Origin of the sequence: Paenibacillus ginsengihumi DSM 21568, assembly GCF_000380965.1 — a bacterium.
GTDB lineage: Bacteria > Bacillota > Bacilli > Paenibacillales > NBRC-103111 > Paenibacillus_G > Paenibacillus_G ginsengihumi.
On record NZ_KB905551.1, the window covers coordinates 97,971 to 113,613 of the forward strand.

Below are 15,643 nucleotides of genomic sequence, written 5' to 3' on the forward strand. Positions count from 1 at the left end.
GGGTTATGCATGACTTTGACTGCGGACCATCCGATTGAATTCGCTTTCATCTCGTTCGTGCAAACTCGCTCCGAATAATCCTCGGATCTTCCCCTTGAAGAAATTCAGTCCGAAAGCCTACGCCAATGGAAGTCGATACCTATATTTTATTTATTTCTCTACACCGTTTATGGTATTATTTTTAGGAATTTGATACTTTTTTTGTGTTCAAGATAGGTGGTGAATGAAATGGGACATGCTCCGAACCTTTGCGATATGGAGTATATTGGCGAATTGATATTTGAATCGTTCCGCGTGCCTGTGATCTGGCTGAACGACAGCGGCAACATCGTGCACGAATGGATCATGGACCATTCCGTCCATCCATTCCATGCTGCGCGTGAGGAGCATCTGGCACAGGCGATTCGGCAGCATGAAGCATCCGATCATCCCGTTCTAATAACAAGCGCCTATCTGGAGCATTTCGCGTTCATTCCTTTGAAAGAACAGGAGCGCCGGACGGGAAGCGTCGTATTGGGACCGATCCTCTTCGCCAGGCTGTCCGACGAGACCTTAAGCGGTTTAATGAACGATTTCCGTGTATTCACCGACAAAAAAGCCGCCGTTCGCTACTATGAGTCGCTTCCCGTGCTGAGCAAGCAAGCGCTTATGAACGCAGCCAAAATGGTTTACTATATGATTTATCGCAAAAGGCTGCATCCGGAAATCGCGTTCACAAACGAACATCATTCCGGCCCTCTCTCTAACCACATAGAACATGCGGACATCACGATCGCCAAGCGGCGCCAAAATATTTTGCTTCATCACGACCCTGTCGTCGAAAAAAAGCTGTACCATGTTATCAAAGAAGGGCGTACAAACGAACTGGAGACAGTGTGGGATTCCATTCCCGAAGAAGAGCTTGGGGTGCTGTCAAAAACGAGCCATATCCGGAGCCAAAAAAATTTAACGATAGCCATGATTACGCTCGCCACCCGATACGCGATGGAAGGCGGCCTTCATCCGGAAATCGCCTATACGCTCAGCGATATATTCATTCAACGGCTTGAGGAACTGCATGACAGACAAGCGATTGACCGCTTGCGAAGGGAAGCCTTGCGCGCCTTCGCGGAACGCGTGAATGAAGCCAGAAATCAGCAGTATTCCAAGCCGGTGACCATGTGCATCCACTATATTTTCAATCATCTTTATGAAGAAATTACGCTCCCGCTGCTTGCTGAACGGTGCAATAAAAATCCGAGCTACTTGTCGGCCTTGTTCAAAAAAGAAACCGGCGTTGCCTTAAGCGAATACATTCAGCGCACGAGAATCGAAGAAGCGAAAAAACTGCTCACGTTAACGGACCGCCCGATCGCAGAGATCGGAACGCTGCTCAACTTTCACGAGCAAAGTTATTTTACCAAAATTTTCAAGAAATTTGCAGGGGTTACTCCGAAGCAGTATCGAAACAAATACAGCTCGGCCAGGTAACACGGACGCGGAGTATGGTATGATGGAGGAACGTGGTAATCCTGCCGGATACCAAGCGAACGGCAGGCCCTTCGGGGTTACTTTTGCCGGAAAAGCATTTAGCGAAGCCGCTCTGATTCGTATCGCCTATGCTTTTGAGCAGCATACGAAGCATCGAAAAAAGCCCGTTCTCGGCCAAACCCTAACGGAACACAGCGCTGTTATTTCAATGAAAACAACCGTTTTCTAAATGACGGACGCCGCAGACCTTAATCGATATCGATGTGTACGTACCCGGCCTTTTTTGTGTAGTTAGCGGCTCTCCTGTCCGTTGCCTATGAAAACTGCGTCTTTTGGGCCAAAATAAGGGCGCTCAGGTCCGTTATCCGCAATGAGACTGGAAACGACGTTGCCTACGCACACGTTGGTTCAAGGATCAACACATTAGAAAGTCGAGGACGGGATGGGAATGAGATTAGGGGAACATTTTATAGAGCAAAAAGGTGTGAGCCTGAGCCAATTCGGCTATAAGCCCGATCCGGGCCGTGTCGAATTCACCGGCAGCGGAAATATCGTGTTTTATCATTATACAAAGGAAGAACATTTGGAGCGGATTTTGTCCCCTGACAGCGGTTTGTACGCCTGGCGGCAGGTTGACGTCTGTCCGAATCCGCCGGAGGAGCTGACGGGGTGCTTTCTAACCGAAGGGTTTCTAGAACCGCTTCCGATGTGGTTGACCGACTGCCCTTATTTCGGAGATTTGGGCATCAAAATGGTTAAGCAATATATCGGGAATATTTTGTTGAGAATTGAACTGCCCCGCAATGATCAGGGGCTGTACGTCGCCGATTACGCGCATGTGCTGGAGGAGAAGCATTTTACGCTCCGAGGAACAGCCCCTTTGCAATTAGGTTATGATTTCAGTACGGGCAAGGAAATCACTCAAGCCTATGTTCATTCCTACATTCCCGCGACCCAATACGAAAGCGTCCATGTCGCCCCCGTTATGCAAGCGGTACGTAAAGGAGCCGGCGTTGTGATTCCATCCGACTATATTAGATTGTCTGAGGAGCAGCCGCTGCGTTAGGAAAACGGGTCAATGACCAGCTCCGCCCGTACCCCGGTTGGGGCTGCACCCGATTCCGGCAGGCGTCGACGAACGTCGCGCAGCTTTACGTGTCACTCCTCAGCAATTACAATGCGGTTCTACGCATCCAAAACGGTCCGGTAAACCCCCGCCTCCCCCAAAAAATCGCGGCGGGTTAAACCCCTCTCCCCAAGCACCTCCCTGTAAGCGGTAATCGTGCCGTCGTGCGCAACGATGATGACACGGCCTGCAGCCTGTTTCCTGGCCCATGCGAGCAGCCCAAGCCCTAGCAGGCGGAACGGCTCTTCCGGCATCGTATTGATTCCGTCCCTCCATAAAGCATCATGCTCCGCCTCCAAGCGAACGAAATCGGGGAAATCCCGTCCGACGCGGTCGTAAGATAACGGGATGTCGCAGCGGACGGGAGTGAAACCCTCATGCTGCGGGAACATTCTCGGCCCGACCAAGGGATTTGCATATTTTCGCGGACAATTCAGATGATCCGTGAGCAGATTCGCCGTCTCCAGCGTGCGCACGGTCGGGCTCACCAAGAGCAGGTCGTCAGGCCCGGGCGCAATCTCTTCCTTTAATCGCTCCACCTGCCTCCTGCCTGTTGCCGTCAGCCGCGGGTGATCCATGTTCAGCCGAACCGGCACGTTCAAGTTATGCTCCCCTTGTCCGTGACGCACGAACAGCAGCTCCATCGTCCAATCTCCTTGTCGTTATTTGGTATGAGGCTGGAGAAAGGCCCGGCCAGCGTGCTGCACATAACGCAATTGAGCTGGCCGCATCCCCCTATTCGTCACGCCATTACCGCTTAACGAGCCTGCCTTCGTGCGGATCCCACCGCCATGGAACGGCATGTCCCTGCAGCTGGATACCGCCGTACCATTCGTCGATGCCGTTCAATTCAACCCAATCCGTCTCCCCGCTCAGGACGCGGTTGCCCGTCTCTGTCAGGACAACCGTACATTGACGGAAGGAAGGTTCCGGCTCCCGATAACTAGGGAAACGCCGGATCCCTTCTATATGAAACAGCGGATAAGCGCCCTGGGACATTCTCGCCAAGCAATGCCAATACGACAGATCGCCCATCCCCAGTCCGTGCAGCTGCCGGCCGACCTCGGCGAACAGCTTCAGCGGATCGCTTGCGCCCTCTCTAACCCGTTCCAGCGTCGTCTGCTCGACGATGCCGAGTCCGTTGCGAGTCGAAGGGAATCTGGACAGATGAAGCCGGAACGCTTCCTGCACATACGGCAGCGCCGCGGTATCGCCCTGCAGCAGCTCAAGCAATGGCGAGGGGGCCGACGATGCGTAAGCTTCCCAAAGGGCGCTGCCTAATGCTAAAACGTCGCCTCCGACCGGCTCCCGCGAACTCATCAACGCGCTTAATTGATCCGAGGACAATTCCCCTAATCCTCGAAACGGCTCCAAGCCGGGAAACGCCCCGATGCACACCAGGCTTAGCCTTGTACGCTCCAGCGGCTGCCGGGCAAACCGGTGAAGCAAATAACAGAGCATCGTCTGGTCGAACAAGTCATGCTCGAACCACAGCACAATCTCTTCGTGCTGTCGACAACGGGACAGTTCCCGCTCCTGTTCTTCACACATGCGCGCATATTCCGACGCCGGAATGCCCATCGTTCGTTCCAAATAGCGTGCCCGCAGCATCCGGCTCCGTTCTTCGGTCGGATCGATAAAGATCGGCCCGTCTGAATATATTTCCCTCCAGACCAGAATATCGCCCGGCACGTTCCCCCTCAGCTTCTCCCCTACCGTATCTCCGTTGACGATATGCAGCATTTTTCTCATTCCTCCTTCGCTTCAAAGTGCCCTTCGAAAATTGCCCGAAAGCAAGAACTGCTTGTTCCTATAGGATACTTTACTTCTTCCGCGATGCCTATGCTTTTTTGTCGCTCCCCATTGGGCGTCACTCGGCGATTTGTATTTAGCCCTCATACACTTTATGATATATATTATTAAGAACTAAAGCATTCCCCCGAAATGTCCCCATGTGAATAAACATCCGATACGAAGGAAAACTATTCTAGGCGCGGGTTGCTGCCTTTAGGAGGAATCCAGATTTGGCCAGAAACGAAGTGTTGTTCGAGGTTTCCTCGATGTTTCGGGCGCTGCTCAAACAATTTTCGCAGGAATGGAACAAGCGAGGCTACATGCTGAGCCTTCCACAGTATAAGATGCTCTATCTGCTGAACAAGGAAGGCCCGCAAAAAGTTTCCCAGCTCGCTATGGCGCTCGGCAATACGCCGGCCGCTGTGACAGGACTTGCCGACAAGCTGTTCGCCGAAGGGCACATCCAGCGGGAACGGGCAGAGAGCGACCGCCGGGTCGTGTACGTCTCCATCACGGAGAAAGGGCGGCACATGCTGGACGAAGTTAAAGAGACCCAGGAGGAAATTTTTCAAACGTTTTTCGACAAACTGCCGGACGAAGACATTCATCATCTGAAAAGAATATTTTCCCAGCTGCTTGCGAACATGGACGACAAACCATAATTTTTGACAGCGGAGAGGATTCCATGGAGCATTTATCGACCCGTCGCAAAATGACCATCATGATTGCGATCATGGCCGCAATGTTTTTCGCCGCTATCAACCAGACGATTGTCAGCACAGCGATGCCGCGGATTATCGCGATTTTGAACGGCATGGAGTATTACACGTGGACGATCAACATCTACTTGCTGACCTCGACCATCGCGGCCATTCTGGTCGGCAAGCTGTCCGACATGTTCGGGCGCAAGCCGTTCCTGCTGACGGGCATTCTCGTGTTTATGCTCGGCGCCTTTTTGACCGGCACATCCAGCAACGTGTTCCATTTCATCGCTTACCGCGGCATTCAAGGGATCGGCGCCGGCGTCATTCAATCGACCGCCTTCACGGCTGTCGGCGACCTGTTCGCGCCGCGCGAGCGCGGCCGATGGATGGGGCTGATGACGGCGGTGTTCGGCTTCTCCAGCGTCGTCGGGCCGACCTTGGGCGGCTATTTGGTAGACCATATGGACTGGCACTGGCTGTTCTGGATTTTCCTTCCGCTTGGCATTGTTGCTTTCGCAATGATTATGAGCTTGTTCCCAAAGGTGGAGCGCGGGCAGGCGGAGAGCGTCGATTATGTAGGCTCCTTGCTGCTGACGACGACTATCGTTCCGCTGCTGATCGCCTTCTCCTGGGCCGGCACGCAATACGCCTGGAGCTCGCCGCAAATTGTTGGACTGCTTGCCGCCACTGTGGTATCGGCCGTTATTTTCGTCTATGCGGAGACGAAAGTGGATAACCCGATTCTTCCTTTAAGCCTGTTCGGCAACAGCATCGTCACCATATCGAACGTCATCGGCTTTATCATGAACTTCGGCATGATGGGCGCGCTGATCTACTTGTCGTTCTTCGTCCAGGGCGTGCTCGGCATTTCGCCTACGCTCGCGGGCTATGTGACGATGCCGATGTCGATCGCGATGGTTGTCGTCAGCGCCTTGACCGGCCAATGGATCGCCAAAAGCGGCAAGTACAAGCGTTACGCGGTCATCGGCATGCCGATCATGATCGCCGGCATGATCATCATGGTGTTCATGAACAGCGTTTGGCTGGCCGTCATCAGCATGATCGTTTTCGGCGTGGGCCTTGGTCTCGGCATGCCCGTCTTCTCGCTGGCCACGCAAAACGCGGTGCCGCACAATCAGCTCGGCGTCGTGACGGCATCGACCCAGCTGTTCCGCAACCTGGGCGGGACGATCGGCATTGCCGTGATGGGTACGGTCATGTCCAACAATTTGGCCAAGCATCTGACCCAAGCGCTCCAAGGCCCGGACGCCCCGGATTTCAGCAGGCTCGATCCGCAGCTGGCGCAGCAGCTGCTTACCTTCGCCAATCCGCAAGCGCTCATGAACAAGCCTTTGCTGGAGCAGACGCAGGCCTCTCTGCCTCCGGAAGCGCAGGCGCTGTTCGCGCAAATGATCGACAGCATCCGTCATGCGCTGGCCAGCACGCTGTCGGTCGTCTTTTTGACCGGGGCCATCGTCACCGCCGTCGCCTTCATCCTCGTGTTCTTCTTGAAGGAAATTCCGCTGCGCACGACGAATCAGCCGCCGGACGGCAGCGGACACAAGGAAGAATCCGGCGCGATGCCGACGATGCTGGCCGGAAACAAAACGTAACCGCTCCTTGGGGCGGTTACGTTTCCGTTATGATGCCTCCGTTCACGTGAAGCACCTGCCCTGTCACGAAAGAGGAATCGTCCGAGGCCAAATAAACGTAGGTCGGCGCCAGCTCGAACGGCTGGCCAGCCCGTCTCATCGGCGTTTCCAGCCCGAATGTTCTGACGAACTCCGCCGAATAGCTGGAGACGATGAGCGGCGTCCAGATCGGTCCCGGAGCTACCGCGTTGACCCGGATCCCCCTGCACACCAATTGGAGCGAGAGCGAACGGGTGAACGAGACGATCGCCCCTTTGGTTGAGGAATAGTCAACCAGCAGCGGCGCGCCGCGATATGCGGTCACCGAGGCCGTCGAGATGATGGAGCTTCCCGGCTTCAGGTACGGAAGGGCAGCCTTCGTCATATAAAAATGCGGATAAATGTTCGTCCGGAACGTATCGTCAAGCTGTTCGTCCGAAATGTCCGTGATGCACCGCTGCGGAAATTGGACCCCCTGATTCAGGACGAGCACGTCCAGTTTGCCGAAGCGGTCGATCGTCTGCCTGACCGCCTCCGCCGAAAAAGCGGACCGCCGCAAATCGCCTTCGATGAGCAGACAGCGCCGGCCGTACCGCTCCACCATCTGCCGGGTATCGTCCGCGTCCCTCCGTTCGTACATATAAACGATCGCCACATCGGCGCCTTCCTTGGCAAAGCCGATCGCCACGGCCCGGCCGATGCCGCTGTCGCCCCCGGTAATTAGAGCGACCTTCCCATCGAGCTTCCCGCTGCCTCTGTATCCGGGATTGTCGGAGATCGGAACCGGATTCATCACATATTCCAGACCGGGCTGCACGTTCTGATGCTGCGGCGGGAAAGTGATCGGCTCCTGCCTGCATCTCGTCTCATAGCCGTAGTAACCGTACATGGGAATCATTAGCGAAATCTCCTTTGCATTGTTATGCAACACAGGATATTCGCCCAGCTTCTGGAAAGTGCCTATTCCCATGCATTTTTGCGGACCATCAGACTCCGGGCCGGGCTTTGCCGTTCCGCATGGCGGGGAGCAGCTTCAGGCTGCCGTCCTTATTCTCAAGGAACCGCTGGTATTCGGGCGATTCCTTGCCGTACAGGGCGATTTTTCCGTCTGTGTCAAAATGGAGCCCCCAGCCGTACTTCTTCGGCAGCATGGATGCCCGCAGGCAGGGCTGCGGCTTCTGAAACAGCGCTTCCCGGATCTCGTCTCCCCGGCTTTCCCGCTCTTCCTCCGAAATTCCTTTATGGCGGACGTGCACCTCGTAGATTAGCTCTTCCTGGGTGAACGTATAAGGATGAGCCGAAAGCAGCTCATACTCGATCCGCGGCTTGGTAGGCCCTCCCTGCTTGGCCGGAGGAATCACTCCCTCGTCAACCGGACAATCCGGCGCGGCCGTAATGAATGTACTATAGTAATTCATATCTTTCTTCATGCGATTCCCTCCGGCGCATCTGCTTGGAATGCTGCTATCGCGGCGCAGTGCCGTATTTTCTATTATTGTTGCATAGATGCGCGGTATGCGGCAACGGGGGCGGAGGCGATTTTTTTCCATATGGGGACCCAAAAAAAAAAGCTTTTATTTGATTGAATTTTTGCAATTTTCAGATAATTGTTTACATGATGTTAACAAATCGCTGTTATACTGAAGCTGTATCACCCAACTAACAAACAGCAGCTTAGAAACGGAGGTACAGCCTATGGAAATGTTTTTTATTCTGCTTGTCATCTTTATTGCGGTGCTGGTTTTAAGCTCATTCTCGAGCAAAAACAAGCGGAGGCGCCGTAACAGCGGCAGCGACGGCTACGTCTATACCTCCGGCGATACCGGATCGGCCCGCAGCGACAGCGATTGCGGAAACGGAGGCGGCAGCTGGTTCGGCGGCTCAGGCAGCGATAGCAGCTGCAGCGGCGGGGACAGCGGCGGCGGAGATGGAGGCGGCGGTGGCGGGGACTGAGAACGGACCAGCGCGACAATGTCGACGGGGCGGCGTTAAGGCCCCTTCCCCTTTAGGACACCCCCCATTCGGCCATTCACCGACCGCCAATCGACTGTAAACGAATATAAGCGGCATTACCTATAGATGATGAAATAAAACAGCGCCGCAAGAGCGAAGCGGTAATAGGCAAACCAGGATAACCTGAGCCTTTTGACCAAATTCAAAAAGGTGACGATCGCGATCATCGCCACGACGAAGGCGGCGGCCAGTCCGATCAGGAACAGCGCCAGGTCCTCGCGCACCAGATGCTCCCGGCTTTGATACAGATCGAGCCCGGACGCGGCGAACATCATCGGCACCGAGACGATGAAGGTGAACTCTGCCGCCGCCTTCTGGCTCGCGCCGAGCAGCATGCCTCCCGAGATGGTCGACCCGGAACGCGAGAAGCCGGGCCATAAGGCCAGGCATTGGAACAGCCCGATGCCGAACGCCTGCCGATAGGTGAGATCGTCCATCGTCTCCGCCGTGACCCGCCGGCCGGCCTTCTCGGCGGCAATCATCAGGACGCCTCCGAAAATAAGGCTGAGCAGCACGGGACCGGGACCGAACAGGACATCCTTGATCAGCCGATACAAGGTTAGCCCGGCAACAATAGCCGGCGCCATCGCCAGCAGCACATGCCCGAGATTCAGCCCCGAGCGTTCCTCCCCCCGCCGCGGCTTCAGAAACCCGACGAACCGCTCCCAATACAGCACCAATACGGCCAACACCGCCCCGAGCTGCACGACGATCTTGAACGTATCCGCCCGCTCGCCGTGAAAATCCAGCAGCTCGCCGGCGAGAATCATATGTCCCGTCGACGATACGGGCAAAAATTCCGTCAAGCCCTCCACAATCCCCAGCACGATCGCATTCAGCCAATCGCCCATCGCTCACACTCCCGTCCGATAAGACTTGTACATAGTGGAGTATATTCCCGAGATCCGGGGGTTAGTCCAACCGGGACATGCCGGGTCGTCGTACGGGCGCCGGCTCCGATCAGGACACGCGGAGTCCTCATATGAGGCGTCGGCTTTTCCAGTCGGGACAGCGGAGTCGTCGTACAAGACGCCGGTTTAACCGACCAGGACACACGGAGTCGTCGTACAAGACGCCGGCTTAACCGATCACGGCATGCGGAGTCACCGTACGGGGCGTCGGCTTAACCGATCACGACATGCGGAGTCACCGTACGGGGCGTCGGCTTAACCGATCACGACATGCGGAGTCACCGTACGGGGCGTCGGCTTAACCGATCACGACATGCGGAGTCACCGTACGGGGCGTCGGCTTAACCGATCACGACATGCGGAGTCACCGTACGGGGCGTCGGCTTAACCGATCACGACATGCGGAGTCACCGTACGGGGCGTCGGCTCACCCGACCAGCTCGCTCAGCGCCGCCATACAGACTGCCAGCTCCTCGTCCGTCCCGATCGAAATGCGCAGCTTGTCAGCAAGCCGGGGATGATCGAAATACCGGACGTAAATGCCGCGTTCGAGCAGCTTGCCATACAGCTCCCGGGCGGTCGGTGCGCCCGGCCCGGACGGCGGCTCGGCCAGCACGAAATTGGTGTGCGACGGCACGACGCGGAAACCTAGCGCCTGAAGCCCCGACGCGAACCAATCGCGGGTGCGGCAGACGGCGGCGGCCGTCCGCTTGGCGTATTCCCGGTCCTGCAGAGCGGCGGCGGCCAGCTTGGCGCTGACGGCATTCACGTTGAAGCTGTCCTTGCTCTTCTCCAGCGCGGCAATCAGCGGTTCGGCGCCGAAGCAGTAGCCGACCCGGGCTCCGGCCAAGGCATAGCATTTGGAGAACGTGCGCAGCAGCAGCACATTCTCGTAGCGGCCAAGCAGCGGCAGCGCGGACGTGCCCTCCGGAGCGAAATCGATATACGCTTCGTCGATAATGACAAGGCCCGGGAAGCGGCTTACAAGCCTTTCGACCTCGGCGGGCGGCAGCGTCCGTCCGGTCGGCGCATTCGGATTGACGAGCACAACCGCATCCGCGCCGCTGTTCAGCAGCCCGTCGATTGATATGGCGTAATCGGAATCGGTCGGCACCGCAATGCATTCCGCCTGATGAACGGCCGCGGCCGTCGCGTACAGGGCAAAGGTCGGATCGGGCAGCGCAACCCGCCGCTGCGCGCCGACGAACACTTTCATGATGAGCGAAATGATCTCGCTGGAGCCGTTGCCGCAAAAAATACGCTCTGCGTTCACCCCGAACCTTTCCGCCAAAACGGCCCGCAGCCCTCCGTTAACGGCATCGGGGTAGCGGCTGAGCTCTTCCTCCCCGATCGAGCGGAGCGCTTTAAGGACAAGCGGCGAAGGCGGATAAGGGCTTTCGTTCTGGTTCAGCTTGATGGTGCGAATTCCTTCCGGCGGTCGCTCGCCCATCGGATAAGGCGCCAGCCTCTCGATATGCGGCAGTATCAATGTCTGTGTCATGCTCATTACCTCCTTTATTCGCTTGCGAGGCGACCGTGGCGAACAATCGTCGGCCAGGCGCCCCGCTTCAAGGCATCCGCGCTACCTTTCCGAAGCGGGAGATGATATGATGATCATACCGATGATTTGTCATTCGTAAAATGGACAGTTTTTAAATATTTTAAATGACAGATTGTTCATTATCCGGGAGGGTAAACATGATGTTCGAGCTGACGCCCCGCTTCGACGGGGAATCGGCGGAAGCGCTGTACATGCAGCTGTACCGCTATATTCGCGGCGAGATCGCCGCCGGGCGCATCAAGGCTGGCGAGCGGCTGCCCTCTATCCGCAGGCTGGCGGCCCACCTCGGCGTCAGCCGGACGCCCGTCGCGCTGGCCTACGACCAGCTGCTGGCCGAAGGCTACGCGCGCAGCAAGCCGCGGAGCGGGCTGTTCGCCGCCGAGCTGGACGCCCCGACGGTGCCGGCGATGCCCGCGGCCCCTGCCGCTGGCCCGTCCCCGGCCTCGGCAGCCCGGCCGCATGCCGGCCCGGAGGCGGCCCCCGCCAGCGCGGCGTATGCGCCGCAGCGGGCTTACCATGCCGCGGAGGGCGAGCGGCTGCGCTACGATTTCGGCTACGGCAGCGTCGATCTGGCGCACTTCCCGCTCGTTCGCTGGCGGCGGCTGATGAACCGCTGCCTCCTGCCGGAGAACAGCCGGCTGCTGCTGTACGGCGACTGGCAGGGGGAGCCCGGGCTCCGCGAGGAAATCGCCGCTTACCTGCACCGGATGCGCGGGGTGCGCTGCACGCCCGGACATATCGTCGTCGGCGCCGGTACGTACCACTCGCTGGAGCTGCTGTTTCAGCTGCTGCAGGAGGATGTGGCCTGCATCGCCGCGGAGGAGGCGGTCAACGAAGGCGTGAAGGCGCTGCTCGGCCAATACCGGTTCGCGTGCCGCCCGCTTCGCCTGGAGAGCGACGGCATTCGTATCGAGGATGTCGCCGCCAGCGGCGCGCAGGCCGCTTATGTCACGCCGTCGCACCAGTTTCCGTTCGGCATGACCTTATCGGCCGGCAAGCGGATCAAGCTGCTGAACTGGGCCAAGGAGCGGCGCGCGTACATTATCGAGAACGACTACGACGGCGAATTCCGCTACGGCGGCATGCCGATTCCGTCGCTGCAAAGCATGGACGACGACGGCCGGGTCATCTATGTCGGCACGTTCTCAAGAGCGCTGACGCCAGCGTTCCGAATCAGCTATCTCGTGCTGCCGGACGCGCTGCTGGAGCGGTTTCGCCGGAGGCGGCACAGCTACGATCAGCTCGCCTCGCCGATTTTTCAAGGAGCGCTGCAGCTGTTCATGCAGTCCGGCGACTTCGCGCGGCATATGCGCAGGATGCGGACACTGTACCAGCGGAAGAACGACGCCTTGCTGCAGGCCGTTCGCAGCTCCTTCGGAGAGCTTGCGGAGCTGATCGGCGAAGGCTCCGGCCTGCACGTGCTGCTTCGGGTGCATAACGGCATGAGCGAAGCGGAGCTCGTCCGGACCGCCAGACGCGAAGGCGCGGGCGTCTATCCGACCTCCGTCTATGCGCTGAACGAGCAGCGCGCCCCTGCTTCCACCGTGCTGCTCGGCTTCGGCGGCTTGTCCGAGACGGACATCCGGGAAGGCGTCGCCGTCCTCGCCCGGGCGTGGCTTGCCGGGTAAAGCTGCGAGGCATACAGAAAAACCTCGCTTACGGCGAAATTCTTTATCGTGCGAACCCATACGTTGGATGTAAAGATAGGGAATGGGAGTTACTTGGCTTGGTCCCATATTCATATCTATGTACCTTGGTAATACTCCGGAAAGTACATTTTCCTCCGCAAGCTTTAAAGCAAAATGATGGGGTACTGCCGGATCTCCGATTCTGCCTGCTTTTGGGAGGGGGTTCAGCTGTTGCTCTTTCCTGCGCACCCGAGAAGGCTCGCTGTCAAGCTGCCTTCCGATGAAGGAAATGCTTGAATAAGCGTGAAATTCGATCTTATCCCTGAAAAAAATCAGTGAAACGCCAAAATAAGACTGAATTTCGTGCTTATCTTAATGAAATCGCCCCGTTTCCGGGGTTAGCAGCTCGAATAAGGTTGTTGTTCGATCTAATTTTCGATTATTGGGCCATTTCGGGAGGAGTAAGATCATTTTTTGTTCTTATTATGCTTGGAGGTAGGCTGGATTGGACATAGACGACCCTGACCCTGAGTTCGAGCTGGGGGCTGGATCGGATCAGCACGGCTTGGCCAAAGTGTGACATGTTCTGGAGAAGCGAAGCGTTCGCCTTTGTTCCCGGATTTCTGCCTCTACGATTGAAATCAGGAAATCCGGGAACTACAGCGATCGGAAGAACAATGTCACATGGCGGCCCTGGCTGAAAACATATGTTCAACTTATATAGAAAGGGGCCGCTTCCGCCCGAAGCCGCCCCTTCCCCTCCCGCTCATCGTTTTCCCTTGGCACCGCCGTAACTTCCGTATTTGACGACAGGCTGCTTCTTCTTGTTCAGCGCGTTCATCAGCTCGGGCCCGACATGCAGCGTGTCTGCCACCATCTCGCGCGGAGTCAGCGCCATCCACTGGTTCAGCGACACGTCGGCGAAAATGTCGCTCTTGAATATCTCCAGAAACCACAGCGGCACCGTTCCCGTGTTCTGGATATAATGGCCGAAGGCGAACGGGACATATCCGACGTCGCCAGCCCGGAAATCGAAGGTGCGGGCTGCGCCGCGCGCGGCAAACGCCGTCATGCGGCCCTGCCCTGCCAAATAATACTGCCACTCGTCGTTGTTCGGATGCCAGTGCATCTCCCTCATCCCGCCCGGCTCAATCTCCACCAGTGCAGCTGCAATCGTCGTCACCGGAAAATTCCGCGAATCGACGATCCGCACCGTGCCGCCGGAAGTGCGAATCGGCTCCTGCGCGAACATCCGGTAGGCGAAGCTTTGCGGCACTGTCCCTTGCGGATCCGGAACTTGCTGGGCCTCAATGGGCCCGGGAACCGCGGTCTGGAACATATATCGTTCTTTCCCGGGGATATGGACAAAGGCGCTTTCCGGCACGCCGAAATTAGCCGACAGCACGTCCCTCGGCGTATGCGCGAACCAGTCGGAAATCGAAAACGTATTGTTATCGGAGAAGTTCCCGTCGTCAAAGACGAGCAAAAACTCGCAGCCTTCCTCTAGCCCTTGAATCGAATGCGGAATGCCCGGCGGGAAATACCACAGATCGCCCGCCCTGACATCGGCGATGAAATTGCGCCCGTTCTGATCGACGGCGGTAATGCGCGCCCGCCCGAGCAGCATGATCGACCACTCGGCCTGCTGATGCCAGTGCAGCTCCCGCACGCCGCCCGGCGTCAGCCGCATGTTGACGCCCGCAAGCGTCGTCGCGATCGGCAGCTCCCGCGCCGTCACCTCCCGCGACCAGCCTCCCGGCTCAAGCCGCATATGCGTGTCCGAGAATGAAAATTTCAGGTTGGGAATTGTCCCGGCATCGGTCGGCGGCGGCACGAGCAAATCGGGATTTTCCAGGTCGCGCAGCACATCCCGCGGCCCGGGGTCGGTCGCGCCGTCGCCGTCGCTGCGAATCGGCTGCGGCACGTAGAACCGGTCAGGGCGGCCCGAAGATTGCATATCCATGAAACGCTCACCTCGTTTTTGAAATAGTCCGGTCTGTTGGCAGTGATCCCCCTATTTGTATGATACAGCTTCTAGAATATTACATTTTTTGCTGTCATGAAGCCGTTATTAGACCACAATTGCTGCTGTTAATGAACCCCCCAGAAATGACATACTGCTTCGCAGCTTATTCAGGCTCCTCGTGGGGGAACCCCTGTTATCCACAGCGATTAGCTTCGCATAATTTCCTAAACAACGAAAAATCTCCGCCCCGCAGCGCTTCACCGGAAGCAAGGCGTCACAAACCGAACCGGAAGCGCGAATGGTATGGAGAATCGACAACCATCCTAACCGAGGTAATCCGCCATGAGGTTCGTGACCAAAACGCGTCTGGCCCATTTGCAATCCCTGATCCGCTCGATGGGCAACGACAGCGTGCACAAAGAAGCGCTGCACATCCTGGAATCGATCGCCCGGGATATCGACGAAAAATATGCCGAAATCCGCAAGCCGATCCGCATCCGCGAGACGCGCCGCCCCGGTTCGGACGAGCCGCTCTCATAGTTAACGTTCCTTCCCCGGGATAGAGGAACAATGAGGGCGTGCGTCATCGTACCCGAGCTGCAGCAGGCCTTGGCCTTGTCGGTTAGCCTCCATCCGCTGGATCTTCCGTTACCATACGTCCGCGTTCACCAAATGTCCGCGTTATTTGTCGGGCAAGTAACAAGCAGAAGATCTCCCCATTGTACTCTCAGTTGTCGCTTTGCCATCCCTTTTCTAAGCACGTCCTTCTCACCTCACTCCGGCACATGTTCCGGCGCCTGATATCCAGATACGCAAGCCGCCTTTCCCTCCTACAGGAT

14 protein-coding genes and 1 pseudogene are annotated in these 15,643 nt (G+C 57.1%); 8 read left to right on the forward strand and 7 right to left on the reverse strand.

Features of this window, described 5'->3' with window-relative positions; translation table 11 throughout:
• The first annotated feature begins 228 nt into the window (after window positions 1-228).
• From F591_RS0103685 to F591_RS0103695, 3 genes and pseudogenes are all read left to right on the forward strand, one after another.
• On the forward strand, window positions 229-1,470 hold the full coding sequence (locus tag F591_RS0103685; RefSeq protein WP_019533235.1) for a helix-turn-helix domain-containing protein: 1,242 nt from the start codon (window positions 229-231) through the stop codon (window positions 1,468-1,470).
• 40 nt (window positions 1,471-1,510) lie between these two features.
• Window positions 1,511-1,699 (forward strand): annotated as a pseudogene (locus F591_RS0103690) (hypothetical protein); the annotation flags it as partial.
• 219 nt (window positions 1,700-1,918) lie between these two features.
• A complete protein-coding gene (locus tag F591_RS0103695) occupies window positions 1,919-2,536 on the forward strand; it encodes a hypothetical protein (protein WP_026326356.1) in 618 nt (205 codons plus the stop codon).
• A gap of 119 nt (window positions 2,537-2,655) precedes the next feature.
• Here F591_RS0103695 and F591_RS0103700 read toward each other — a convergent pair whose 3' ends face one another.
• Both F591_RS0103700 and F591_RS0103705 read right to left on the reverse strand, forming a co-directional pair.
• Window positions 2,656-3,240: a histidine phosphatase family protein gene (locus tag F591_RS0103700; RefSeq protein ID WP_019533238.1), complete on the reverse strand. Its 585-nt coding sequence runs from the start codon at window positions 3,238-3,240 to the stop codon at window positions 2,656-2,658.
• 106 nt (window positions 3,241-3,346) lie between these two features.
• Window positions 3,347-4,348 (reverse strand): DUF1835 domain-containing protein, encoded by a 1,002-nt coding sequence (locus F591_RS0103705; RefSeq protein WP_245580972.1) that lies wholly within the window; start codon window positions 4,346-4,348, stop codon window positions 3,347-3,349.
• A 272-nt stretch (window positions 4,349-4,620) separates the two neighbouring features.
• Between F591_RS0103705 and F591_RS0103710 the strand changes: the two genes are divergently transcribed.
• Together F591_RS0103710 and F591_RS0103715 are read left to right on the forward strand one after the other, a co-directional pair.
• Window positions 4,621-5,052, forward strand: a complete 432-nt coding sequence (locus F591_RS0103710) for a MarR family winged helix-turn-helix transcriptional regulator (RefSeq protein ID WP_019533240.1) — start codon at window positions 4,621-4,623, stop codon at window positions 5,050-5,052.
• 23 nt (window positions 5,053-5,075) lie between these two features.
• The gene (locus F591_RS0103715) at window positions 5,076-6,707 is read left to right on the forward strand and encodes an MDR family MFS transporter (protein ID WP_019533241.1); all 1,632 of its coding nucleotides are present in this window, start codon (window positions 5,076-5,078) and stop codon (window positions 6,705-6,707) included.
• A 16-nt stretch (window positions 6,708-6,723) separates the two neighbouring features.
• Here the strand turns inward: F591_RS0103715 and F591_RS0103720 are convergent, their stop codons facing one another.
• Window positions 6,724-7,623: an SDR family oxidoreductase gene (locus F591_RS0103720; protein ID WP_019533242.1), complete on the reverse strand. Its 900-nt coding sequence runs from the start codon at window positions 7,621-7,623 to the stop codon at window positions 6,724-6,726.
• 88 nt (window positions 7,624-7,711) lie between these two features.
• On the reverse strand, window positions 7,712-8,155 hold the full coding sequence (locus F591_RS0103725) for a DUF6157 family protein (protein ID WP_019533243.1): 444 nt from the start codon (window positions 8,153-8,155) through the stop codon (window positions 7,712-7,714).
• Between the two features lie 265 nt (window positions 8,156-8,420).
• Between F591_RS0103725 and F591_RS32210 the strand changes: the two genes are divergently transcribed.
• Window positions 8,421-8,678 carry a hypothetical protein gene (locus F591_RS32210; RefSeq protein WP_019533244.1) on the forward strand — a complete coding sequence of 86 codons (258 nt, stop codon included), beginning with the start codon at window positions 8,421-8,423 and terminating at the stop codon, window positions 8,676-8,678.
• A gap of 116 nt (window positions 8,679-8,794) precedes the next feature.
• On the opposite strand, the gene F591_RS0103735 is transcribed toward F591_RS32210, so the two are convergent.
• Together F591_RS0103735 and hisC are read right to left on the reverse strand one after the other, a co-directional pair.
• Entirely contained in the window at window positions 8,795-9,589 is a 795-nt protein-coding gene (locus F591_RS0103735; RefSeq protein ID WP_019533245.1) for an undecaprenyl-diphosphate phosphatase, read from the reverse strand.
• A 487-nt stretch (window positions 9,590-10,076) separates the two neighbouring features.
• On the reverse strand, window positions 10,077-11,150 hold the full coding sequence (gene hisC, locus F591_RS0103740) for a histidinol-phosphate transaminase (protein ID WP_019533246.1): 1,074 nt from the start codon (window positions 11,148-11,150) through the stop codon (window positions 10,077-10,079).
• Between the two features lie 197 nt (window positions 11,151-11,347).
• Here hisC and pdxR point away from each other — a divergent pair, with 197 nt between their 5' ends.
• On the forward strand, window positions 11,348-12,838 hold the full coding sequence (pdxR, locus tag F591_RS0103745; RefSeq protein ID WP_019533247.1) for a MocR-like pyridoxine biosynthesis transcription factor PdxR: 1,491 nt from the start codon (window positions 11,348-11,350) through the stop codon (window positions 12,836-12,838).
• 766 nt (window positions 12,839-13,604) lie between these two features.
• Here the strand turns inward: pdxR and F591_RS0103750 are convergent.
• A complete protein-coding gene (locus F591_RS0103750) occupies window positions 13,605-14,801 on the reverse strand; it encodes an oxalate decarboxylase family bicupin (protein ID WP_019533248.1) in 1,197 nt (398 codons plus the stop codon).
• A 345-nt stretch (window positions 14,802-15,146) separates the two neighbouring features.
• Between F591_RS0103750 and F591_RS0103755 the strand changes: the two genes are divergently transcribed.
• The gene (locus F591_RS0103755) at window positions 15,147-15,344 is read left to right on the forward strand and encodes a hypothetical protein (RefSeq protein ID WP_019533249.1); all 198 of its coding nucleotides are present in this window, start codon (window positions 15,147-15,149) and stop codon (window positions 15,342-15,344) included.
• The last annotated feature ends 299 nt before the right edge of the window (window positions 15,345-15,643 follow it).